The sequence below is a fragment of the Mogibacterium timidum ATCC 33093 genome (genome assembly GCF_000525775.1).
Taxonomy (GTDB): domain Bacteria; phylum Bacillota; class Clostridia; order Peptostreptococcales; family Anaerovoracaceae; genus Mogibacterium; species Mogibacterium timidum.
Window position 1 is genome coordinate 131,844 of sequence record NZ_JALU01000004.1, and the last position, 21,743, is coordinate 153,586.

Annotated in this window: 20 protein-coding genes; 19 read left to right on the plus strand and 1 reads right to left on the minus strand. The window is 46.3% G+C overall.

The window, feature by feature from the left end; genetic code table 11:
• Positions 1-22: 22 nt before the first annotated feature.
• Together HMPREF0581_RS01570 and HMPREF0581_RS01575 are read left to right on the plus strand one after the other, a co-directional pair.
• On the plus strand, positions 23-1,396 hold the full coding sequence (locus HMPREF0581_RS01570; RefSeq protein WP_036379724.1) for an NCS1 family transporter: 1,374 nt from the start codon (positions 23-25) through the stop codon (positions 1,394-1,396).
• A gap of 168 nt (positions 1,397-1,564) precedes the next feature.
• A complete protein-coding gene (locus tag HMPREF0581_RS01575; RefSeq protein ID WP_207637005.1) occupies positions 1,565-2,377 on the plus strand; it encodes a protein-ADP-ribose hydrolase in 813 nt (270 codons plus the stop codon).
• A 166-nt stretch (positions 2,378-2,543) separates the two neighbouring features.
• On the opposite strand, the gene HMPREF0581_RS01580 is transcribed toward HMPREF0581_RS01575, so the two are convergent.
• On the minus strand, positions 2,544-3,407 hold the full coding sequence (locus tag HMPREF0581_RS01580; RefSeq protein ID WP_009644083.1) for an alpha/beta hydrolase: 864 nt from the start codon (positions 3,405-3,407) through the stop codon (positions 2,544-2,546).
• Positions 3,408-3,793: 386 nt separating this feature from the next.
• Between HMPREF0581_RS01580 and allE the strand changes: the two genes are divergently transcribed.
• From allE to HMPREF0581_RS08880, 17 genes are all read left to right on the plus strand, one after another.
• Entirely contained in the window at positions 3,794-4,579 is a 786-nt protein-coding gene (allE, locus tag HMPREF0581_RS01585; RefSeq protein WP_009644137.1) for a (S)-ureidoglycine aminohydrolase, read from the plus strand.
• Positions 4,580-4,683: 104 nt separating this feature from the next.
• Positions 4,684-5,736 carry an ureidoglycolate dehydrogenase gene (gene allD / locus HMPREF0581_RS01590; protein WP_036379725.1) on the plus strand — a complete coding sequence of 351 codons (1,053 nt, stop codon included), beginning with the start codon at positions 4,684-4,686 and terminating at the stop codon, positions 5,734-5,736.
• A 21-nt stretch (positions 5,737-5,757) separates the two neighbouring features.
• Positions 5,758-8,769 carry a bifunctional FdrA/YlbE family protein gene (fdrA, locus tag HMPREF0581_RS08450; protein ID WP_009644082.1) on the plus strand — a complete coding sequence of 1,004 codons (3,012 nt, stop codon included), beginning with the start codon at positions 5,758-5,760 and terminating at the stop codon, positions 8,767-8,769.
• An 89-nt stretch (positions 8,770-8,858) separates the two neighbouring features.
• Entirely contained in the window at positions 8,859-9,791 is a 933-nt protein-coding gene (gene arcC / locus HMPREF0581_RS01605) for a carbamate kinase (protein ID WP_009644069.1), read from the plus strand.
• 51 nt (positions 9,792-9,842) lie between these two features.
• Complete coding sequence (locus HMPREF0581_RS01610; protein ID WP_036379727.1) at positions 9,843-11,456, plus strand: L-lactate permease; 1,614 nt, start codon at positions 9,843-9,845, stop codon at positions 11,454-11,456.
• Between the two features lie 32 nt (positions 11,457-11,488).
• Positions 11,489-11,689 (plus strand): hypothetical protein, encoded by a 201-nt coding sequence (locus HMPREF0581_RS01615; protein WP_036379729.1) that lies wholly within the window; start codon positions 11,489-11,491, stop codon positions 11,687-11,689.
• 11 nt (positions 11,690-11,700) lie between these two features.
• Positions 11,701-12,942 (plus strand): M20 family metallo-hydrolase, encoded by a 1,242-nt coding sequence (locus tag HMPREF0581_RS01620; RefSeq protein WP_036379731.1) that lies wholly within the window; start codon positions 11,701-11,703, stop codon positions 12,940-12,942.
• Positions 12,943-12,979: 37 nt separating this feature from the next.
• The gene (locus HMPREF0581_RS01625) at positions 12,980-14,005 is read left to right on the plus strand and encodes a FadR/GntR family transcriptional regulator (RefSeq protein WP_036379733.1); all 1,026 of its coding nucleotides are present in this window, start codon (positions 12,980-12,982) and stop codon (positions 14,003-14,005) included.
• Positions 14,006-14,461: 456 nt separating this feature from the next.
• On the plus strand, positions 14,462-15,298 hold the full coding sequence (locus tag HMPREF0581_RS01630) for a sulfide/dihydroorotate dehydrogenase-like FAD/NAD-binding protein (protein WP_036379735.1): 837 nt from the start codon (positions 14,462-14,464) through the stop codon (positions 15,296-15,298).
• Positions 15,299-15,300: 2 nt separating this feature from the next.
• Positions 15,301-16,701, plus strand: coding sequence for an NADPH-dependent glutamate synthase (gltA, locus tag HMPREF0581_RS01635; RefSeq protein ID WP_036379737.1), 1,401 nt, complete (start codon positions 15,301-15,303; stop codon positions 16,699-16,701).
• A 355-nt stretch (positions 16,702-17,056) separates the two neighbouring features.
• Entirely contained in the window at positions 17,057-18,244 is a 1,188-nt protein-coding gene (locus tag HMPREF0581_RS01640) for a coenzyme F420-0:L-glutamate ligase (RefSeq protein ID WP_036379739.1), read from the plus strand.
• 188 nt (positions 18,245-18,432) lie between these two features.
• Positions 18,433-19,236: a pyrroline-5-carboxylate reductase gene (gene proC, locus HMPREF0581_RS01645; protein WP_036379741.1), complete on the plus strand. Its 804-nt coding sequence runs from the start codon at positions 18,433-18,435 to the stop codon at positions 19,234-19,236.
• Positions 19,237-19,699: 463 nt separating this feature from the next.
• Positions 19,700-20,551, plus strand: coding sequence for a DUF6017 domain-containing protein (locus HMPREF0581_RS01650; RefSeq protein ID WP_036379743.1), 852 nt, complete (start codon positions 19,700-19,702; stop codon positions 20,549-20,551).
• A gap of 12 nt (positions 20,552-20,563) precedes the next feature.
• Positions 20,564-20,827 (plus strand): DUF5348 domain-containing protein, encoded by a 264-nt coding sequence (locus tag HMPREF0581_RS01655; protein WP_051426882.1) that lies wholly within the window; start codon positions 20,564-20,566, stop codon positions 20,825-20,827.
• Complete coding sequence (locus HMPREF0581_RS08210) at positions 20,817-21,059, plus strand: hypothetical protein (RefSeq protein WP_009644052.1); 243 nt, start codon at positions 20,817-20,819, stop codon at positions 21,057-21,059. The genes HMPREF0581_RS01655 and HMPREF0581_RS08210 overlap by 11 nt, the downstream gene beginning before the upstream one ends.
• Positions 21,053-21,319 carry an EamA family transporter gene (locus tag HMPREF0581_RS09075; RefSeq protein WP_242822279.1) on the plus strand — a complete coding sequence of 89 codons (267 nt, stop codon included), beginning with the start codon at positions 21,053-21,055 and terminating at the stop codon, positions 21,317-21,319. The genes HMPREF0581_RS08210 and HMPREF0581_RS09075 overlap by 7 nt, the downstream gene beginning before the upstream one ends.
• Before the next feature lie 74 nt (positions 21,320-21,393).
• Positions 21,394-21,645 carry a hypothetical protein gene (locus HMPREF0581_RS08880; protein WP_242835181.1) on the plus strand — a complete coding sequence of 84 codons (252 nt, stop codon included), beginning with the start codon at positions 21,394-21,396 and terminating at the stop codon, positions 21,643-21,645.
• Positions 21,646-21,743: the final 98 nt, after the last annotated feature.

Here is a 21,743-nt window from a genome sequence, read left to right on the forward strand (position 1 = left end):
ATATTAAAGGGAGAACAAAGTAATGAGTACAGAAAATAAAAACGTAAATGCCCCGGAGACCGAGGGTGAAAGCATTAAGCCGATTCCTTGGGAAAAACGTACCATGAGCTGGGGGTCTAACACGATGCTGTGGCTCGGCGGTTGTATTTCAATCGGAACTCTCGCTCAGGGATCTGCGCAGATTGAGACAGGACTTAACCTTCTGCAGCTCTTCCTGGCAGTGCTGCTTGGATCTACTATTCTGGTAGTTGGCATCGCCATGAATGACCAGTTCGGATACAAGACCGGTGCTCCGTATTCGATTCACCTCAAGAGTGCATATGGTACAAAGGGTAACATCCTGCCATCGATGATCAGAGGACTGCCTGCCATCGTATGGTACGGATATCAGACATGGCTCGGTGGTGCAGCTATCAACAACATCGCGAAGCTGCTCTTTCACTATGACAACATCTGGCTGTTCTTCATCCTTTTCCAGGTCGTTCAGATCCTTCTATCTATTAAGGGCTTCAAGGGTGCAAAGTGGGTTGGAAACATCGGTGGTACAGTGATTGTCATCGCCATGTTCTACCTCCTTCACATCTGCGTAACAACTCAGTGGGATGTAATTTCTACTAACCTGATGCACAAGAGCGGCACATGGGGCATGCCGTTTGTTGCTGCTATCATCGCATTCTTCGGTAACTCAACAACGGTAATGCTCAACGCTTCTGACTATTCGCGTGAAATGAAGCAGGGCTACAGTGCTCCGGTGCGCGGCATCTCATACTTTGTGGCTATGGTTCCGGCAACGGTAATGCTCGGCGTTATCGGGGCAATGGCATCCACAGCAACAGGAATTGCTAACCCAATCAATGCGTTTGCTGCTATGGTTGACAACAAGGTCGTTCTTATTGTCACACTTGCGTTTATCATCTTTGCTCAGCTATCGACGAACCTTGCAAGCAACGTAATTCCACCGGCATATGTATTCATGGATACTTTTAAGATGAAGCATAGGACTGCAGTGATCCTCATCGGAATCATCGCAGTTGCAACTTGCCCGTGGATTCTGACTAACGACAGCTCCGCAGCAGGACTTGCACTCTTTGTTAAGGTATACTCGGCGTTCTTTGCGCCTATCTTCGCTATCCTTATCGTAGACTATTTCATACTGCACAAGAGGAACTTCACCAAGGAACAGCTCGATGATCTGTATGATCCTGAGGGTTCAAAAAAAGGTATCAACATGGCAGCTATCATTGCCACAATCGTTGGCTGTGTAATCGGGCTGCTCGACGTAAACCTCTCATTCTTTACGGCTACTATTCCAACAGGAATCGTATACTATCTGTTAATGAGAAACATGAAGTCTTGCGATAACTTCAGAAAGGGAACAACCCTTGAGAAGAAGTAGCTCATAGCAATAGCACAATCAATCACCTACCCGTATTCTGCGGATAGGTGATTTTGTTATACGTGCGTTTTCATATATCATATAGTCATGCAGGGCATTAAGATATATAGTATTCATAAGATGTCACTATGGCATGTAAATTTGGTTAAAGGAAGCAGGGTGGAACATATGAAGAGGAGACTAGCAAATCTGACTGAGATAGAACAGCTTGATTACTTGGTAGATGTATTCAAGTCGGAATCTGCACAATACAGTGGGCTTGAAACACCTGATGATGTAATCGGCAAAAGGCGCCTGCTGCGTTCGCTCATGAACGTGCGCATGCCGCGTCACCTGGACGATATGGCTCTGCAGATACAAAATGAATATCTGCAGTCGAGAGCGAAGAAGCACGGCGTGGTGGAGCTGCACGATATTCCTATTAGAGAAGGTGTGATTTCAATATGGCAAGGGGATATAACGCGACTTGCGGCAGATGCGATTGTAAACGCTGCAAATTCACAGATGCTCGGCTGTTTTATTCCTATGCACACGTGTATTGACAACTGCATACATACCTTTGCAGGGGTGCAGCTTAGAGAAGAGTGCAACAGACAGATGAATCGACTGAGGGTGATGTATGGGAGCGATTATGAACAGCCGACAGCGGTTCCGATGCTGACCGGCGGTTACAATTTGCCGGCGAAGAAGGTTATTCATGTGGTCGGACCCATTGTGCAATTCGGACTGACATCAGAGCTGGAGCAAGCGCTTGCCGACTGCTACGCTAACGTATTAAATATGTGTCTGGAAAATGACATAAAAAGCGTTGCCTTCTGCTGCATCTCAACAGGAGTATTTCATTTTCCGAACAGGAGGGCGGCAGAAATTGCGGTTGCCACTGTTAAAGAGTGGTTGTCGGAGCACCCGGGGGCGATGGAACGGGTGATTTTTAACGTATTTAAGGACGAGGACAGAGAGTATTATGAACAATGCATTTGATATGGCACGTTCGCCGCGTCTCGCGGGGGGTGTAGTGCCTTGCCCGTTCATTAACCATCCACGCGTTTGATGCGTGGATGGTTTTATGGATTTAAATGAGTATTATCCAGTTCTGATGAATATATAATCCGTTATAGGTTATAGGTTATAGGTTATAGGTTATAGGTTATAGGTTGTTTTCTATGAAATCAGATGTCTTACTTAACAGATCCTTTGTCGCAGGGTCGTCGGTATTTCTGTCAAAATCGTGTGCATGGATCGAAACGATGAACTTCTCGGGCTTGTACTTATTGCACAATGAGATGAACTCGCTATACGGTACATCGGTGTCGCCTGTGCTGTGTGCTGCAAATACAGGTGCAGGCAGAGAATCGACCGTTCTGAGCGTGTAATACAGGAAGAAAAATTTATCGCGCCCCTCGTAGATCAAGTCCTTCCATCTTCCGGTCTGCCTGGCATATACGTAAGTGCTGTAGTACTCGTCGAGTGCGCCGCTATATATAGCTTCCTGCCTATCAGTCTTAGCCATCTCTGCGGGAACAGCCGGGAGCTGACTATAAAATGCACTTGGTGCATCGTACCATCCATCGTTCAAAAATCCGTATCCATAGTACGAAATTATTCCGTTCAGTTTAACCGTAAGCTTGTCATTTACAGAAGAGAGCAGGGCGAGATAAGCGCCTGCCGAGCGGCCCCATACGAAGAGAGGCAGGCTGTCAGCCAGATCTGCAGCTTTGAAGCTCTTGTTGATAGAATCAACTATATCTTCCAGTATCGCATCAATTTTCGCCTGTGGTGCGAGCGGGTAGTCGATCGCTAATATGGCATATCCCGTACTTGTAAATTTCTCTACATGCATCTTCGGCAGATCCTCCGGTGTTCCGTAGAGTAGACCTCCCCCGTGTATGTATACGAGCAGAGCCTTCGGATCAATTTCATCTGAATAATACAAAATAAAATTTCTGCCATCAGAACCTTTGCCGGTTTTTAACCTGTTCTTAGCTGTTGAAATCTTCCTGATAGTTACCATTGCTGCCTCACAATCTCATGTGTTAAAATTTTAATGCGAATTTTACTTCAGAATAAAAATTATCTGAAGAGCTTGCCAATATATATCTGTTCATATTCCGATATACATCGCAAATGCAGAATTGAGTAAAATATGGACAAGCACGGGCAATATGTTAAAAATCCTTGAAAAAACCTATTAGTTCCCGAGTTTTCTACGAAATTATATAATACTGTTAAATGAATTTCAAAGATGACTATGGCTTAATATTAGTACAATATAAATTTGCATATATCCTTGAAAAAAAGGTTGAAAGATGATTAAATATCTTAAGAAATTGGTTGACAACTGAAGACCAACTTGAAAAGTTTATTATTATTAAAGCATGAGGAAGAGAGGTAAACTTCATGAGTTATTTAAACAATAATACCGGTTACAGAGAGTCGCTTTTAGACACCAGATCCGTTTTTAAGAAAGAGAATTATGTAATTCTAGAACCGGACGGTCTTGTTAAGAATGCAATTCCCGGATATGAGAACTGCGATACAACTATTCTCGGTTCGCCTGCAATGGGAGCATCTTTTGCAGATTATATCTCGACAGTTCACCCGGGTGGCAAGAACGAGAGGATCGGTGGAGAAGGAATCGAGGCTTTCATGTATGTTATCAGCGGAGAGCTCACAGTTAAGAACGCTGATGAAGAAGCAACTCTTACAAAGGGTGGATATATCTTCTCACCGGCTGATAAGCCGTTCCGCTTCGAGAACAAGAGCGGCGAGGACGCTTTTGTTTACATTTACAGGAGAAGATACGTTGCTGTTGAAGGTATGTCGGCTCATACAGTTGTTGCAAATATTAACGACGTTGACTGGATGGACTACGAGGGCATGACAAACTGCCAGAGCAAGGACTTTCTCCCTGCAGCTAAAGACTTTGGCTTTGATATGAATATGCATATCCTAAAATTTGCTCCGGGAGCATGCCACGGATATATTGAAACTCACATCCAGGAGCACGGAATGTACTTCCTACAGGGTAAGGGAATGTACAGACTGGACAATGAGTGGATTCCGCTACAGAAGGGTGACTACGTATTCATGGATTCTTACGTACCTCAAGCTTGCTACGGTGTAGGTACCGAGGACTTCATCTACATTTACTCAAAGGACTGCAACAGAGACGTTGAGCTGTAAGTTTAAACAATAATGAACATTGTTGATAACGGGTTCGTGTCACAGATACGAACCTGCTTTTGTGAAATAGAATTCGTTACTGACTAATTCGTGGAGGTAAATAAGTGAAACTATCAAGAGAAGAGCTTAAGGGCTTGATGAAGGACAAGCTCATGCAGGCAGGTCTGCATGAGGATGATGCAGAGACAACGTCGGAGGTTCTTACATGGGCACACGAGAGAGGTTACTATTCCCATGGTGCTGTAAGAGTAGAGTACTACAGTGAGAGAATCGCAAAGGGCGGTATTACTGCAGAGCCTAATATGACTTGGAAGGAAACAGGCCCTTGCTCCGGAATCCTCGACGGTGACAATGGAATTGGGTTCACTGTTGCTAAGAAGGGCATGGAGAAGGCTATCGAAATGGCTAAGAAGAACGGAATCGCAGTTGTCGGAATGTCCAACCTTTCACACTCCGGTTCTATCGGCTACTATACAGAGATGGCAGCTGATGAGGATCTATTGGCAATTTCATTCTGCCAGTCGGATCCAATGGCAGTTCCTTATGGTGGCGCTGAGCCTTATTACGGCACAAACCCAATGTCATTTGCAGCTCCGACAGCTGACGACAGGAAGGTAGTATTCGATATGGCTACTACAGTTCAGGCTTGGGGAAAGATCCTCGACAAGCGATCCAAGCATCAGGAAATTCCGGCGGACTGGGCGGTAGATGAGGACGGCGCTCCTGTAACTGATCCGCACAAGGTCAACGCTCTTAATCCAATCGCCGGAGCTAAGGGCTATGGACTGATGATGCTGGTTGACGTATTCTCCGGGATCCTTCTGGGAGTTCCTTTCGGCGGACATGTAAGCTCTATGTATCACGACCTTTCTGAGGGCAGAAGACTGGGGCAGATGCATATTGTAATGGATCCGGAGAGATTTGTAGGCGCAGACGCCTTTAAGAAGGCTATGGCACAGTGCCTGGACGAGCTTGATGCTATTAAGCCTGCTCCGGGATTCGACAAGGTTAATTACCCCGGGGAGAGAGCTAAGGCCAGAATGGATAAGGCTTATGCAACAGGCGGTCTGGACGTCGCTGACGAGCTGGTAGAGTACTTGAAGGGGGAGCCCGTTCACTTCAATAGATACGATCACAAGAATAGATTTGCTGACTAATTAAAAAGGGAGAATTTATAAATGCTGAAGACAATTGTGAAAGCAGGAAGCTACCATGATTCTGTTACACTGATGCTTCTCACCAATGCTGTTTCAACAGTTGATGGCGTCAATAAGGTTTCCATCATGATGGCAACTCCGGCTAACAAGGATATTTTTAAGCAGAGTGGACTTGAGACTGAGGAGTTGATGAATGCAACGGCTAACGACATGGTTGTAGTTGCCGACGTAGACGACGAGAGCGTGCTGGATCCCCTTATGGATAAGGTTGACGAGTACTTTGCCAAGGAAGCTAACGCCAATAAGAAGGGCGAAGAAAACAAGTCAGCTAAGAGCTGGGAGCAGGCTCTCAGCCGGATGCCGGATGCTAACCTGGCCGTAATCTCCATCCCGGGAGCTTATGCTGCACTCGAAGCCGAGAGAGCGCTGGATGAGGGGATGAACGTATTCATGTTCTCCGATAACGTAACAATTGAGGATGAGAAGAAGATTAAGGATAAGGCACACGAGAAGGGGCTCGTTGTAATGGGCCCTGACTGTGGCACCGGGATCATCCGGAGTGTGCCGATCGCATTCACTAACACTGTAAATCCCGGTTCAATCGGTATCATCGGTGCATCAGGTACCGGTATCCAGGAGCTGACGACTATCATAGATAGGCTTGGTGAGGGTGTTACAAATGCTATCGGTACCGGCGGTCGTGACCTCTCCGAGGAAGTCGGCGGAACTACTATGATGGACGTCATCGATGCTATGGAGAAGGATCAGACAGTTAAAGTGCTTGTGGTTATCTCTAAGCCGCCGGCTAAGGCTGTCAGAGACAGAATCGCCGCCAGACTCAGCGTTTACAGCAAGCCTGTTGTATGCCTGTTTCTCGGCGAGAAGCCGGAGTACTACGAGGAAGGCCTATATCAGACCTATACGCTCGATGAGTGCGCGCGTCTCGCTGTTAGCCTGGTGAGAGGGCGGAAGGTTGCTGAAGGAGCTGTAGAGTGCGATAAGTCCAAGTTCTTTAAGGCTGAGGACAAGAAGACCATCAAGGCTTACTACTCCGGCGGTACTCTTGCAGGCGAAGCTGCAATGATGATCAAGGATGCTCTGGCGTTCACTGATAATACTCACAAGGATGGATTTAAACTCAACCACAAGGGGCACGTCGTTATCGACCTCGGTGATGACATGTACACTCAAGGCAAGCCACATCCAATGATCGACCCAACCAAGAGAGTTGAGTGCATGGCAGAGGCTATGGATGATCCGAGCACAGGCGTTATCCTGTTCGACGTAGTTCTCGGATACGGTTCACATGACGATATGGCCGGGGCTCTGATTCCGGCTGTTGAGACTCTCAAGAAGAAGGCTGCAGAGCAGAACAGAGAGATATTCTTTGTTGCAGAGGTTTGTGGAACCAGAAATGACTATCAGGGATACGATGAGTCCGTTAAGAAGCTTCAGGCTGCAGGGGTAATCGTGGCAGAGACCAATAAGCTTGCTGTTGAGACTGCAATCGAAGCAATCGGATACAGGTTTACGGAGGAGCACAAGGAGACTCGGCCTAAGGAAGTTAAGGACTTCACTCCGGCTGAACCATCAGAGAAGCTGCTCTTTATGCTCGCTAATAAGCCAAAGGTTATCAACATTGGCCTTAGGAGCTTCGCAGAAGTAACTGCCAAATTCGGATGCGATGTTGTTCAATATGACTGGATGCCACCGGCAGGCGGAAACCTCGAGTTAATCAAGGCTCTCAACTTCCTCAGAAATTATGAAGATATTGACATTGACGAGGCTAACCGCGAGGTTATAGCTAAGGTCGTTGCTGCGCAGCCGGTGCTCAAGGATAATGTTCCGGCTATGGCAGTAATTCCTCAGCTTAATGAGAATAACGGAAAGGTTATTCTTCACGCCGGTCCGCCAATCGAGTACAAGGATATGCCCGCAACAGTTCAAGGCTCTTGTGTAGGTGCTGTGCTCTTTGAGGAGTGGGCAGATAACGAAGCTGACGCCCGTAAGCTTCTCGAGTCCGGCGAGATTAAGTTCATCCCATGCCATCACTGCAATGCAGTAGGGCCTATGGGAGGAATCACAACTCAGCACATGCCTGTATTCGTAGTACAGAACGAGACTGACGGTAATTATGCTTACTGCCAGATGAACGAGGGTATCGGAAAGGTACTGAGATTCGGAGCTTATTCGGAAGAGGTTGTTAACAGACTGAGGTGGATGAGAGATGTACTCGGTCCTACACTGGGAAGAGCACTCAGAAGTCTTGAAGGCGGACTCAGAGTGAACCCGCTGATTGCTAAGGCAATTGCAATGGGAGACGAGTTCCACCAGAGAAACATCGCTGCTTCTCTCTGCTTCCTCAAGGAGATGGCTCCAATCGTAACAGACATGGATATGCCGGAGGAAGAGAAGTCACAGGTCATCAAGTTCCTCGCTGATACAGATCAGTTCTTCCTCAATGTAATGATGGCTACAGGCAAGTCCATCATGGATGGAGCCGGAACACTTACAGAGGGAACTGTTGTTACTGCAATGTGCAGAAACGGAGTGAACTTCGGCATCCGCATCGCAGGTATGGGAGACGAGTGGTTCACCGGACCGGTTAACACCCCGCAGGGTCTATACTTTACCGGATATGACGGTGAGGATGCTTGCCCGGATATCGGTGACAGCGCTATCACTGAGACAGTAGGTGTAGGTGGGATGGCCATGATTGCTGCTCCGGCCGTAACAAGATTTGTCGGAGCCGGCGGATACGAGGATGCTCTCAGCACATCAAACGAGATGACAGAGATCACAATAGATAGAAATCCTAACTACATTATTCCTAATTGGAACTTCACAGGTACATGCCTTGGAATCGATGCAAGACTCGTGGTTGAGAAAGGAATCACGCCTGTAATCAATACAGGGATTGCGCACAAGATTGCCGGATTCGGACAGATTGGTGCCGGAACAGTACATCCGCCAATTGAAGCATTTGAAAGAGCTGTACTTGCTTACGCCAAAAAGCTTGGTTACGAAGGTTAATCCAAGTGGAGAGCACAATAACAAGTAATGTGACGGCCTGAGCAATCAGGTCGTTACTATTATCAGAGAATATCAAGGGGGATATACACATGGCAAAGAAGATTGTCATCGCGCTGGGTGGAAATGCACTTGGCAACACAGTTGATGAGCAGCGTGAAGCAGTTGCTCATACTGCGGAGGTTATCGTAGACCTCATCGCAGAGGGGCACGATTTAATCGTTACACACGGAAACGGTCCACAGGTCGGAATGATTCAGAATGCTATGGATGCTCTTGCAGCAGCTAATGGCGGATATGGAGCAGTACCACTGCCTACAAGCGTTGCTATGTCACAGGGATACATTGCAATCGACCTTCAGAACGCTATCAAATACGAGCTCAAGAAGAGAGGAATGGATAAGAAGGTATCTTCCATTATCTCACAGACACTCGTTGACCCGGCCGATGAAGCATTCAAGAACCCTACCAAGCCAATCGGCAGATTCCTCACTAAGGAAGAGGCTGATAAGCTGGCTGCTGAAGGAATTTCAATAGCCGAGGATGCCGGCAGGGGCTACCGCAAGGTTGTTGCTTCCCCAATGCCGCTCAAGATCTGTGAGCTGGGAACGATTAAGACGCTTGCTGATGCGGGTCATGTTGTGATCACTTGCGGCGGTGGCGGAATCCCGGTATTTGATGAGGGCGGAAAACTCGTAGGCGCTGAGGCTGTGATCGATAAGGATAATGCATCAAGTCTTCTTGCCAGAGAACTTGGAGCTGATTACTTAGTAATTCTGACTGCTGTGGAAAAGGTTGCTATCAACTTCGGTAAGACAAACCAGGAATGGCTGTCTGATCTGTCAATCGAGCAGGCTAACAGGTATATCGCTGAAGAGCAGTTCGCCAAGGGTTCAATGCTTCCCAAGGTTGAGGCAGCTATTCGTTTCGCTGAGTCGGGCGAAGGCAGAAATGCTCTCATCACACTCCTTGAAAAGGCTAAGGAAGGAATTAACGGAGAGACAGGAACAGTTATTCACAAGTAATTTCTGTCATGTAAGTTAATCATCTGTATAATTCATAGGAGTTATTAAGAAATGAACATACCTGTTAATTTCGCGATGTGGGGCATGGCGATGCTCCCGATTATTATATTAATAGTTTTAATGATTAAATTCCACTGGGGTGCTACTGAAGCCGCCCCGGTCGGTTTGCTTGTAACAATTCTTTCTGCACTAACCTTTTATAAGGCTCCGGCTCATCTGGTCGCTGTGGAGAGTGCCAAAGGTGTATGGAGCTCTCTGGTGATCCTGTTGATTATCTGGACAGCGATCCTCCTGTATCAGGCCGGACAAGAGGCAAACGCCTTTCTTGTCATCAAGAATGAACTCAGTAAGCTTATTCCTAATGAGCTGCTGCTGATACTTGCACTTGGATGGGTATTTGTCAGCTTTCTACAGGGAATTACCGGCTTTGGAGTTCCGGTAGCGGTGGTCGCTCCGCTGCTTATAGGCATCGGTGTCAGGCCAATCTATGCAGTTGCAATTCCTCTGCTGGGACAGGCTTGGGGAAATACCTTCGGTACACTCGGTGCCGCGTGGGATGCACTCGCAGATGCGTCCGGATTAAAGGCCGGGAGTGCGGAATATTTCAAGGCTGCGTTCTGGGCTGCGGTATTCCTGCTGGCATGGGATTTTATTACAGGCCTGATTATCTGCTGGTTCTACGGCAAGGGCAAGGCGGTGCGCAAGGGCTTACCTGCAGTGCTGGCTCTGACTGCAGCAGGTGGAGCTGGCGAGCTCGTTCTCAGCCAGATTAATACCACTTTAAGCAACTTTATCCCTGCAGTAATCGCACTGGTGCTGGTTATGCTGCTCGGCAGAATGAAGCTGTACAACACAGATTGGAAGCTTGAAGAGTCTCCAATTATGGAACGGGTAGAGCCTGCAGCTGCAGCCGACAGCTATATTCCTAAGGATATGTCGCTGATCCAGGCCTTCATGCCATACCTGCTGTTATCCGTTATGACGTTCGTTGTTCTGGCCGTTAAGCCAATCAACGAGATGCTGGGTCGGTTTAAGATAGGAATTGTCGTACCTGAGACGCGTACCGGCTATGGTATTGTAAATGCGGCAAGCGACAGCTATTCGCCTGTTGCTATATTTACGCAGGCCGGCATGTTTCTGTTTCTTGCTGCGATTATTGCGCTTGCGTACTACAAGAGTAAGGGCTGGATCAAGACAGGTGGAATCAGGAACGCATTTGCGAACTCGATTTCAATGACGATGCCATCAGGTATGGCCGTAATCGGACTGGTAATCATGTCCAAAATTATGGGTGGAACGGGACAGACGATCGTTCTGTCGCAGGGAATTGCAAATGTGCTCGGCAGCAAGTATCTACTGTTGGCACCGTTCGTCGGACTGCTCGGAACATTTATGACTGCAAGCAACATGAGCTCAAACATTCTGTTCGGCGGATTCCAGGTTACAACGGCGCAGTTGCTCCACGTTTCAGCAGCAGGTGTATTGGGTGCACAGACTGCCGGCGGAGCCATAGGAGCTGCAGTGAGCCCAAGCAAAATCATCCTCGGAACTACTACGGCAAATATTCTCGGGAAAGAGGGCGAAGTGCTTAGGCTATTGCTGACTATAACCATTCCGGCAACGATTTTGATAGGAGCTTTCCTGTTCATAGTATTTGGACTATAGCAAGCTTGTAAGCAGTTAAGGAGAGGTGTGAGATGGAAAAGACGAGCTTCTGGAGGACAAAGGCCGGCGCGCTGACAATAGGTTTTGTGGTAGCCATGGTCAGTTTTATGGTAATATTGATGGGAATTAAGATGAAATCGGAAATGCTGGAGAACTGTGGGCTGGTTCTCGTAATAGTTGCAGTCTTAATTTCACCTATAAAGGTATTTATACTCGATAGAAAGGGTAAATAGGAGGACTAAAGATGGAAATTGAAATGGTAACAGGAAGAATCGCTCAGAATCTTGAGCATCTTAAGAGATTTACTGCAACACCTGATGCCGGATGCACAAGACTTCCTTTCACGAAGGAGGCTCGTAAGGCTGTAGATTATCTCAAGCAGGAGATGGAGTCTATCGGTTTGGAGGTTAAGGAAGATGCAGCCGGAAACGTATTTGGTATACTGAAAGGAACTGATGCTTCACTTCCTTGCGTTATGACCGGTTCGCACTTCGATTCGGTGCTCCACGGCGGTAACTACGATGGGATCGGCGGAGTAATTTGCTCCATGGAGGTTGCCAGACAGATTGTAGACATGGGACTCGAGCACAAGAGAGATCTAGTTGTAGTCGGATTCATGGATGAAGAGGGAATGAGATTTGGAACAGGTTACTTCGGCTCCGGTGCTATACTCGGTCACAGAGATGCGTCATATACAAGGCAATTTGCTGATATTAACGGTGTAACGATCGCAGAGGCCATGAAGGAGTACGGTCTGGATCCGGATAAGCTTGAGGACGCTAAGTGGCCGGATGGATCGATCGGCAGCTTCGTAGAGGCTCACATCGAACAGGGTCCGGTATTAGACCAGAAGCAGATTGAGCTCGGTCTTGTTACAGGTATCGTAGGTATCCAGAGATATATGGTGACAATCCACGGAAGAGCCGACCACGCAGGTACAACCCCAATGGATATGAGACTCGATGCAGCAGATGCAGCAGCTAAGGTTATCTCCAAGATCGCTGATTGGGCTAGAGAGAAGGCTGACGGTACAGTTGCTACGGTTGGTCTGATTAAGGTTCCAAACGGCGGGATGAACATTGTTGCTGAGCAGGTTGAATTCACAGTTGACATTCGTTCGATGAACAATGACAATATTAATGATATCGCAAATAGAATTAAGGCGGCTCTTACTCGTGAGTGCAAGATTATGGGCGGAACCTACGAGATCGATACTAAGCTTGTCATCACACCGGTAGAGCTCAACAGCTCAATGCTTGATATACTGGAGGATTCCTGCAAGAAGAGAGGGTATTCTTACATGAGACTGCCAAGCGGTGCAGGCCACGACTCTCTTGAGATAGGGCAGCAGCTTCCTACAGTGATGGTGTTTGTACCGAGCAAGGATGGAAGAAGTCATACGCCGGTTGAGTTCAGCAAGTACAGCGACCTGGCTAAGGCGTCGGTACTGATGACAGATCTAATTGCGGAGCTGCTCAACAAATAGAAACTTTGCATAAGATGGATATGGATGGTGAAAAAATATGGTAGATGGTAGATATAATTCTGCCTTCAAGAGAAACAACATCAGGACATTGAGGCGCGCTCTCAAGATGACACAAAAGGAGTTCATAGACTACTTCCTGTGCAAGCGAGACGATAAGCCGTTGATGAGCATTGCCACACTCTCCAACCTTGAATCAAAGGGCGGAGAGCGTGTCAACGAGGTTGTCAGTTCAGTTTGTGCTAAGCTCCAGATAGACACGATGCTATTCTCCCTCAATCCGGATGAGTTTATGAAGGAGATCGAGAAATATCTGGCAGAACACAAAGAGAACGAAGAACTATTACGAGGCATTGAGAAGAAGGGCAGTATCAGCAAGCTTGTAAATCGTCTTACGATGTATTTTGCAGACGAGATGCTCGAAGGTAGATTGAAGCGTGGCGATCAGATAGAATCCGACCGTGAGCTGGCTCGAAAGCTGGGCGTAGGCAGATCTGCAGTCAGAGAATCGCTCAAGGTACTGGACGTACTGGGCATGATCGATATTCGACTTGGTCAGGGTACGTATATCTCGAGCCGTGAGACTAATTTCTTCTCTATCCCCTTATCGTGGTCGCTTTTCCTGGATGGTGATCAGGTCGACAGCATCCTGACTGTCAGATCGATTCTTGAGGTTAAATCAGCAGAGCTGGCAGCACAGTGCGAGGATCAGGTTAAGCTTGACAGACTGGCTGAAATCTATAGTCGCATGGAACACACCTTCGCTAACTGCGATATCAATAAAAACGCGCAGGCGGCGCTCAAGGAAACGCTGGATGAAGATATTGATTTCCACACATGTATCGCGGAATGTTCAGGTAATCAGATAATCCTATCCATGCTAAGAACTATCAGGAACTTCTTGCAGAGAGTCAGCGGCACAGGCATGGTAGAGCCCAATCAGATTTCTGCAGTTCTGGTTGAGCATAAGAAGCTGTTTGATGCAATAATGTCGAAGGATTCAGAGGCGGCAGCTAAGGCAATGCAGAATCACCTAAATGAATCGAGCTTGCGTTATGATCTGTGATAGTGACTTTGGCTGATTTAGATTATACAGGATGCAGGACGCAGGCAGTGCTTTGAGAATAAGCAGCGCACTTCGAGCCTGTTAAAAAGGGGAGTGCTGCTGCATTTTTAATGAGCTTTTCGGATTACATCAAGTTCAAGATGCTATAGCTATATGGAAGAACAACGGCTGAATTACGGCCTGTATGCATAAGTAAATATTGGCTGTTGTATTATAGAGTGCAATAAATGTTGTTAAAAATTGGTTGAAGAGTAATGAAACCGCTTTGGTGAAATTAGGTCAACCAATTTTTAATTTCGTATTGACATAAGCGTTAATGAGTAGTATAAATATTATGAGGCTTGAGATACAAGCTGTTTGTGAATTAACAATGTTAAGTCTTGCGAATAATACACGTTGTATAAAAAGTGCTTTGTGTGATTTAAATTGCATTAATGATTTTAATATGGAGGCCACATGTATAAGATAGTTAGCAAAAAAATTTTGAATTCTGCCCTCGAGCTGATGGAGATTCATGCACCGTTCGTCGCTAGAAAATGTGAAGCGGGACAGTTTATCATCATCAGAGTGGATGAGGATGGAGAGAGAATTCCGCTTACAATTGCAGACTTCGACAGAGAAAATGAGACAGTTACAATCATCTATCAGAAGGTTGGTTATTCTTCAAATCTGCTATCGGAGAAGCAGGAGGGAGATTACGTAGAGGATTTCGTCGGTCCTCTCGGTGTCCCTTCGCCCCTCAAGTATACCGACAAGAAGGTTATCGGAGTTGCCGGAGGACTGGGGGCAGCGCCTATTTACCCACAGCTCAAGAAGCTTCATGAGATGGGAGTAAAGGTTGATGTGATTATCGGTGGAAGATCCAAGGACTTTATCATCCTCGAAGAACAGTTCAGAGAATTCTGTGACAATGTATATATCTGTACAGATGACGGTTCTTATGGAGCTAAGGGATTCGTAACGGTGGTTTTACAGAAGCTGCTGGACCGGGGTGAGGAATATGAAGAATGCATTGCCATCGGATCCCTCGGCATGATGAAGGGTGTAGTAGATGTTACTAAGCCGGTCGGGCTTCACACTATGGTATCGCTTAACCCTCTGATGATTGACGGAACGGGTATGTGCGGAGGATGTCGTGTAACAATAGACGGTGAGATGAAGTTTGCGTGCGTCGACGGACCGGATTTTGACGGATTTAAGGTTGATTTTAAGGAATGTATGGAGCGTCAGAGCTTCTTCAAGGATAAGGAGCAGGAAATGAACGACCACGCATGTAAGATAGGAAGGGGTTAATAATGGCTAATAGAAACATGAGCCTTGAGAAGGTCAAGATGCCTGAACAGGATCCTAACGTAAGAAACAAGAATTTCGATGAGGTTGCGCTCGGATATACTCCGGAGATGGCAATGGAAGAGGCTCGGAGATGTCTGCACTGCAAGCACAGGCCTTGTGTGGGAGGATGTCCTGTAAATGTTCCGATTCCCGAGTTCATAGAGAAGGTTGCCGAAGGCGATTTCGACGCAGCATATGAAGTAATTACTCGTGAAAATGCACTGCCTGCCATTTGCGGGCGTGTATGTCCTCAGGAGGATCAGTGTGAGGGAAGGTGCGTTCGAGGTCTTAAGGGTGAGCCTGTAGGAATCGGACGTATGGAGCGGTTTGTTGCAGATTATCACATGTCGAAGGGGTGTATAACTACCCCGGAAATAGAGAAGAATGGAATTAAGGTAGCAGTTATCGGATGTGGACCTTCGGGAATTACCTGTGCAGGAGAGCTGGCAAGGAGAGGCTACGATGTAACAGTATTTGAAGCTCTTCATAAACCGGGTGGTGTGCTGAGCTACGGAATCCCTGAATTCAGACTTCCCAAGGCGCTCGTTGCAAAGGAAATTGAGAATGTAGAGCGGCTGGGAGTTAAGATTGAGATTAACGTTATCGTCGGTAAGTCAATCACAGTTGATGAGCTGATGTCGGATGGATATAGGGCTGTATTTATCGGTAGCGGTGCGGGACTGCCCAAGTTCCTCAATATTCCCGGTGAAAGCTTGCTTGGCGTATATTCGGCTAATGAATTTTTAACGAGAGTTAATCTCATGAAAGCGTTTAAATTCCCCGAGGTACCGACACCGGTTAAGGTCGGTAAGAGGGTTGCCGTAGTGGGGGCCGGAAATGTTGCCATGGACGCAGCTAGAACTGCAAAGCGTCTCGGTGCGGATGAAGTCTACATCGTATACAGAAGAAGTGAAGCTGAGTGTCCTGCCAGACTTGAGGAGGTTCACCATGCTAAGGAAGAGGGCATTATTTTCAAATTCCTTAACAATCCGGCAGCGATCCTCGGTGACGAAAACGGTTATGTGACAGGAATGGAAATTATTGAGCAGGAGCTTGGGGAGCCGGATGCATCCGGCAGACGCAGACCCGTACCAATAGAAGGGTCCAACTATGTGATTGATGTTGATTCGGTTATCGTAGCCGTCGGAACAAGTCCAAACCCGCTGCTCAGAACTACGACTCCGGGGCTTGACACGCAGAGCTGGGGTGGAATCATTGTTGATGAAGCAACAATGGAGTCAAGTAAAGAATATGTCTATGCAGGCGGAGATGCAGTGACAGGTGCAGCAACAGTGATACTGGCTATGGGAGCCGGCAAGACTGCTGCAGCGGCAATTGATGAGAAACTTAAAGCACAGCGTTAATTGCTATGTCCAGGCTCAACCGAGCCTTCATATAGATACATTACCTCATACCTATGGATGATTTGATGCAGATAACTACAGAAGATTGTTCATAACTATACCCGTTAGCTGCCTTACCTGCCGACGGGTATTTTTATATGCTTCTTAACCTACAAGGCTCTACTCATATAGCTGATATAGCTGACGTAAAATTATAGATACAATAAAAAGGACATAAATCACCAATTAACAAATAAATAATCTCTAATTGTATTATGTGTATTGAAATTTCAGATTTTAACAGATAAGCTATAATCAAGAAGGGCGCTAGGGGTGTGCAGATAAGTTATTTTCCAATATTGATGGAGACGAAACAATGGAAAGAAAAGTTGGTACTATATCGAGAGGCATCAGATGCCCCATTATCCGTGAAGGCGATGATATAGCTGAGATTGTTGTAAGATCAGTGCTCGAAGCGGCAGAGGCTGAAGGCTACGAGGTGAGAGACAGAGACATAATAGCTGTCACCGAGTCTGTAGTGGCTAGAAGCCAAGGCAATTACGCAAGTGTGGAGGCTATCGCCAGGGATGTGCAGGATAAGCTGGGAGGAGATACCATCGGCGTCATCTTCCCGATACTGTCGAGAAACAGATTTGCGACGTGCCTGCGCGGCATAGCTATGGGTGCCAAGAAGGTAGTCCTTATGCTGTCGTTTCCGTGCGATGAGGTCGGCAATCAGCTGCTAACCGAGGATCAGCTCGACGAGGCCGGAATAGATCCATACACTAAGGTGATGACTCTGGCGGAATATCGTGGGCTGTTCGGGGCGAACAAGCACCCTTTTACAGGAGTTGATTATCTGGCGTACTACAGTGAGGTTATAGAAGACGCCGGAGCGGAGGTGCAGGTAGTGCTTGCGAATCATGCTGCGGAAATTCTGCAGTACACCGATAAGGTGATAAACTGCGATATTCATACCAGGAAGCGCACTCGCCGTATACTCAGGGATGCAGGGGCAACTGTGATTGGATTGGATGAGATTCTCACAGAACCGGTCGATGGCAGCGGATGTAACCGCAAGTATGGACTGCTCGGTTCCAATAAGAGCACAGAGGATAGTGTCAAGCTATTCCCTGATGAGTGCGAGCCAATTGTACTGGATATCCAGAAGGCTATTCTGGACAAGACCGGCAAGTGCGTGGAAGTGATGATCTATGGAGATGGGGCTTTTAAGGATCCTGTCGGACAGATCTGGGAGCTCGCCGATCCGGTGGTATCGCCGGCATATACGCCGGGGCTTGAAGGCACGCCTAATGAGCTTAAGCTCAAGTATCTGGCTGATAATGATTTCAAGGAGCTCAGCGGCGAAGCATTGCGAGATGCTATCTCGGCAAGAATCAAGGAGAAGGACGATAACCTGGTGGGTCGGATGGAGACAGAAGGAACCACGCCGCGCAGGCTCACTGATCTGATAGGCTCGCTCTGCGATCTGACGAGCGGCTCGGGAGATAAGGGTACGCCGGTCGTGTATATTCAGGGGTACTTTGATAACTACACAAATTAAAACGGCGATTAAAGAACGAGTGCAATAATCAAGGTTATAAATCGGAGCTATAGATCATCGTTGATATCATATAGACAATCAAGGGATCAGAAGCTGCATACAATTAAGATCTTGTACAGATTGACGCGACTGTAAGGCTATAAATGAGATCGCGTCAATCTGTATGTCGGTATAAGCGAGGAGGAAAGATGAAAATAGGGTTTATCGGATCAGGAGTTATGGCTAATGCAATGATAGGTGGTATCATCAAGTCCGGTTTATGTCAGGCGGATGATATTATCGGTGCAGCTCCTACTGAATGCGGAAGAAACAGAACTAAAGAGCAGAATGGTATAGAGGTTACAGCCGATAACCTGGAGGTAATAGACAAGTGCGACGTGGTCTTCCTTTCGGTCAAGCCACAGCACTACGCCCCTGTAATTGCTGAGATCAAGGAGCATGTCAAGGCTGATCAGCTATTCATCTCGATAGGCGCAGGCATAACCTTGGATTATCTCAAGAAGGCTTTTGATGACAAGGCTGTCAAGATTGTGCGCGTTATGCCGAATACTCCGTCTCAGGTAGGTGCGGGTATGTCCGCTGCGTGCCCTAATGAATACGTAACTGAAGATGAAGCGAAGCTGGCAGTTAGCATACTTTCTGCGTTCGGCAAGACTGAGGTAGTGCAGGAGAGTCTGTTTGATGTAGTGACGGGTATCAGCGGCAGCGGTCCGGCATATGTGTTCCTGTTCATAGAGGCGCTAGCTGACGCAGCAGTTGTTGGTGGAATGCCTAGAAGACAGGCGTATGAATTTGCAGCTCAGACAGTATATGGATCAGCCAAGATGGTCATGGAAACCGGCAAGCACCCGGGAGAGCTCAAGGATATGGTGTGCTCGCCTTCAGGAACTACTATCGCAGCAGTACGTGCTCTAGAGGCTAATAACTTCAGAAGCGCAGTGCTGGAGGGAGCAAATGCGGCAACGGAGAGATCTGCGGAGATGAGGGGATAAATTATTAAACTTAATATTGTGTCATGTATTGAGGCATATAAATGAAAAAAATTATCTTAAAGAATTTTTTATAAACTGTAATAATTAGCCCTCAAACCCCTTGAAATACAAGGATATTTGCAAGAGAACGGATTGAATTTACTACCAATTTACTACTTTTGAGGAAAAAGCCTTGATGTACTGTAAAAACTCTTGCGAACAAAGGTGTTTTACCACAGATGCCATAAGGCATGTTGCAAGGATCAAAATTAAATAGGAAATCGTAAAAGCGGTGATCTTTCGCTTCTATAAAGGAAGCATAAGAACACCGCTTTTTTCATGCCCATGTTACGAAGTAGAAGCAAATCAGGGTGAAATACAAGGCTTTCAGAGAACGATTTTGACAAAGTAAAGGGAATATACCTTTTTCCTCAAAATCGCCTTTTAACTGCGTAACAAATAAAAAATGAAAGGAGTTAAGATCATGGCAGTTTTCAGAGTAGAGAAAAACAAGGGATACACCGTCATGAGCAATCACCACCTGCGAAATAAGGAACTGACCCTAAAGGCGAAAGGCTTACTTTCTCAAATGCTGTCGCTTCCGGAAAACTGGGACTATACCCTTGCGGGACTGTCTCATATCAAACGGGAGAAGATCGACGCGATACGCGAAGTGGTAAAAGAGCTGGAACAGGTAGGATATATTGTCCGTTCCCAGACAAGGGACGAAAAAGGCCGGCTGCGAGGCGCAGACTACGTGATCTATGAGCAGCCACCTGCATCGGATCTACCTACATTGGAAAATCCAACGCAATTAAATAAAGATATACAAAAAACTGATCTATCAAAAAAAGAAGAAATAAATAAAGATATATTAAATACCGATTCCATTCCCATCCTTTCACCTGACCCCTCTCCTTTGAGTGAGTGGGATCCATTACCCGAAAAGAACGGAACGGAACAGAAAGACGCATACAAAATCTATGAGGAAATTATCAAGGACAATATCGAGTATGAACACCTCATAAGCACAAAACGCCTTGACCGTGATCGCATCGATGCAATCCTTGACCTTATTCTTGAAACTGTATGCAGCAAAAGAAAGAAAATCCTGATTGCAGGTGATGAATACTCTGCGGAGCATGTAAAGGCAAAATTCATGAAGCTTGACAGCAGCCATATTGAATTTGTCCTTGACTGTATGCAGGAAAACACCACAAAGGTAAGAAACATCAAGCAGTATCTAAAGGCGGTGCTTTTTAACGCTCCGTACACAATCGGAAACTATTACACCGCTCTTGTTAATCACGATATGTACGGAAGAAATGACTTCTAAAGGAGAAAACTTATGAAACAGGGAACCCTTATCTTTGATGAATATCGCGACCGCTATGACATCCGTTTTGACATCGCCGATTATTACGGTGGGTTCCCCTGCGGGGACTGTCTGGCGGTATTTACCCGTGGCAAATGGAAGCCCACACGAATGGAATACAGCGATAACTGGCACCTTACAGGCATCCGTACCGATGACTTAAACGGGCTTTTGGTACGGATTTATATTGATATAGCCGCAAGAAGCGAAGAAAGGAGGACGAGATTTGCAGGATGAAACAAACGAAAAAGTAATCGCCTTGTATATCAAGGGCGGAGACCTTCCTGTTATACAAAAGGCGTTTTTTAGAAACTTAATTGCTTTTTTCGTTGCCTGTGGGATTTTAATGAAAAATCGTGAAAAAATTGTTTTTCCAAAGGGCAGAGGTTGGATTGACCTTATGGCAAGGCCTTTTTTTGGACGGCAGGTATATTTGCAAACTTTTATGCCGTTGACAACCTTGTGGTAAGTGATGCGTCAATATTAAATAAACTTTCGCCATTTTTTGTGATACTGTTTTCCTATATTCTGCTCAAGGAGAAGATGAAGCCTTTTCAGGTCTTTTGCGTGTTCATGGCTTTTGTGGGAACCCTTTTCGTAATAAAACCCGGTGCCTCCGGCATGCCTCTGATTCCTTCTCTTGTGGGACTTTTCGCGGACTGTGTGCGGGGATTGCATATACATGCGTTAGAAAACTGGGACTGTAGGGCATCAGCGGATCGTTTATAGTTCTTTTCTTTTCAGGTTTTTCATGCTTGATATCTCTGCCCTTTATTGTGATGAACTTTGCACCGATGACAATCATGCAGACGGTTATTTTGATTATGGCAGGTGTGGCAGCTGAAGGGGGACAGTTTTTCATTACCATGGCTTACTCCCATGCCCCGGCAAAGGAGATTTCAATATACGATTATTCACAGATAATTTTTGCAACGGTGCTGTCGTTCTTCGTACGGGGACAGATTCCTGATCATTTGAGCTTCATCGGATATGGAATAATTATAGGTGCATCCGGCATCATGTTTATATATAACAATAAGAGGGTCAGTAATTAGCTTTTTTGAAGTAATTTAGCAATGTGAATTATGAAATGGTGAATTGCAAAATAAATTATTGCAAACAAGACGGAAGTCTGAATTATAAAAAAATAAAT

What these genes read in the sequence shown, in the direction of transcription:
- HMPREF0581_RS01610 (WP_036379727.1), top strand. Translation starts at nt 9,843, where the DNA reads ATGAACATACCTGTTAATTTCGCGATGTGGGGCATGGCGATGCTCCCG.
- allE (WP_009644137.1), top strand. Translation starts at nt 3,794, where the DNA reads ATGAGTTATTTAAACAATAATACCGGTTACAGAGAGTCGCTTTTAGAC.
- arcC (WP_009644069.1), top strand. Translation starts at nt 8,859, where the DNA reads ATGGCAAAGAAGATTGTCATCGCGCTGGGTGGAAATGCACTTGGCAAC.
- HMPREF0581_RS01655 (WP_051426882.1), top strand. Translation starts at nt 20,564, where the DNA reads ATGAAACAGGGAACCCTTATCTTTGATGAATATCGCGACCGCTATGAC.
- HMPREF0581_RS01580 (WP_009644083.1), bottom strand. Translation starts at nt 3,407, where the DNA reads ATGGTAACTATCAGGAAGATTTCAACAGCTAAGAACAGGTTAAAAACC.
- HMPREF0581_RS01570 (WP_036379724.1), top strand. Translation starts at nt 23, where the DNA reads ATGAGTACAGAAAATAAAAACGTAAATGCCCCGGAGACCGAGGGTGAA.
- HMPREF0581_RS01615 (WP_036379729.1), top strand. Translation starts at nt 11,489, where the DNA reads ATGGAAAAGACGAGCTTCTGGAGGACAAAGGCCGGCGCGCTGACAATA.
- fdrA (WP_009644082.1), top strand. Translation starts at nt 5,758, where the DNA reads ATGCTGAAGACAATTGTGAAAGCAGGAAGCTACCATGATTCTGTTACA.
- proC (WP_036379741.1), top strand. Translation starts at nt 18,433, where the DNA reads ATGAAAATAGGGTTTATCGGATCAGGAGTTATGGCTAATGCAATGATA.
- gltA (WP_036379737.1), top strand. Translation starts at nt 15,301, where the DNA reads ATGGCTAATAGAAACATGAGCCTTGAGAAGGTCAAGATGCCTGAACAG.
- HMPREF0581_RS01620 (WP_036379731.1), top strand. Translation starts at nt 11,701, where the DNA reads ATGGAAATTGAAATGGTAACAGGAAGAATCGCTCAGAATCTTGAGCAT.
- HMPREF0581_RS01650 (WP_036379743.1), top strand. Translation starts at nt 19,700, where the DNA reads ATGGCAGTTTTCAGAGTAGAGAAAAACAAGGGATACACCGTCATGAGC.
- HMPREF0581_RS01575 (WP_207637005.1), top strand. Translation starts at nt 1,565, where the DNA reads ATGAAGAGGAGACTAGCAAATCTGACTGAGATAGAACAGCTTGATTAC.
- HMPREF0581_RS01640 (WP_036379739.1), top strand. Translation starts at nt 17,057, where the DNA reads ATGGAAAGAAAAGTTGGTACTATATCGAGAGGCATCAGATGCCCCATT.
- HMPREF0581_RS08880 (WP_242835181.1), top strand. Translation starts at nt 21,394, where the DNA reads ATGCAGACGGTTATTTTGATTATGGCAGGTGTGGCAGCTGAAGGGGGA.
- HMPREF0581_RS01630 (WP_036379735.1), top strand. Translation starts at nt 14,462, where the DNA reads ATGTATAAGATAGTTAGCAAAAAAATTTTGAATTCTGCCCTCGAGCTG.
- HMPREF0581_RS01625 (WP_036379733.1), top strand. Translation starts at nt 12,980, where the DNA reads ATGGTAGATGGTAGATATAATTCTGCCTTCAAGAGAAACAACATCAGG.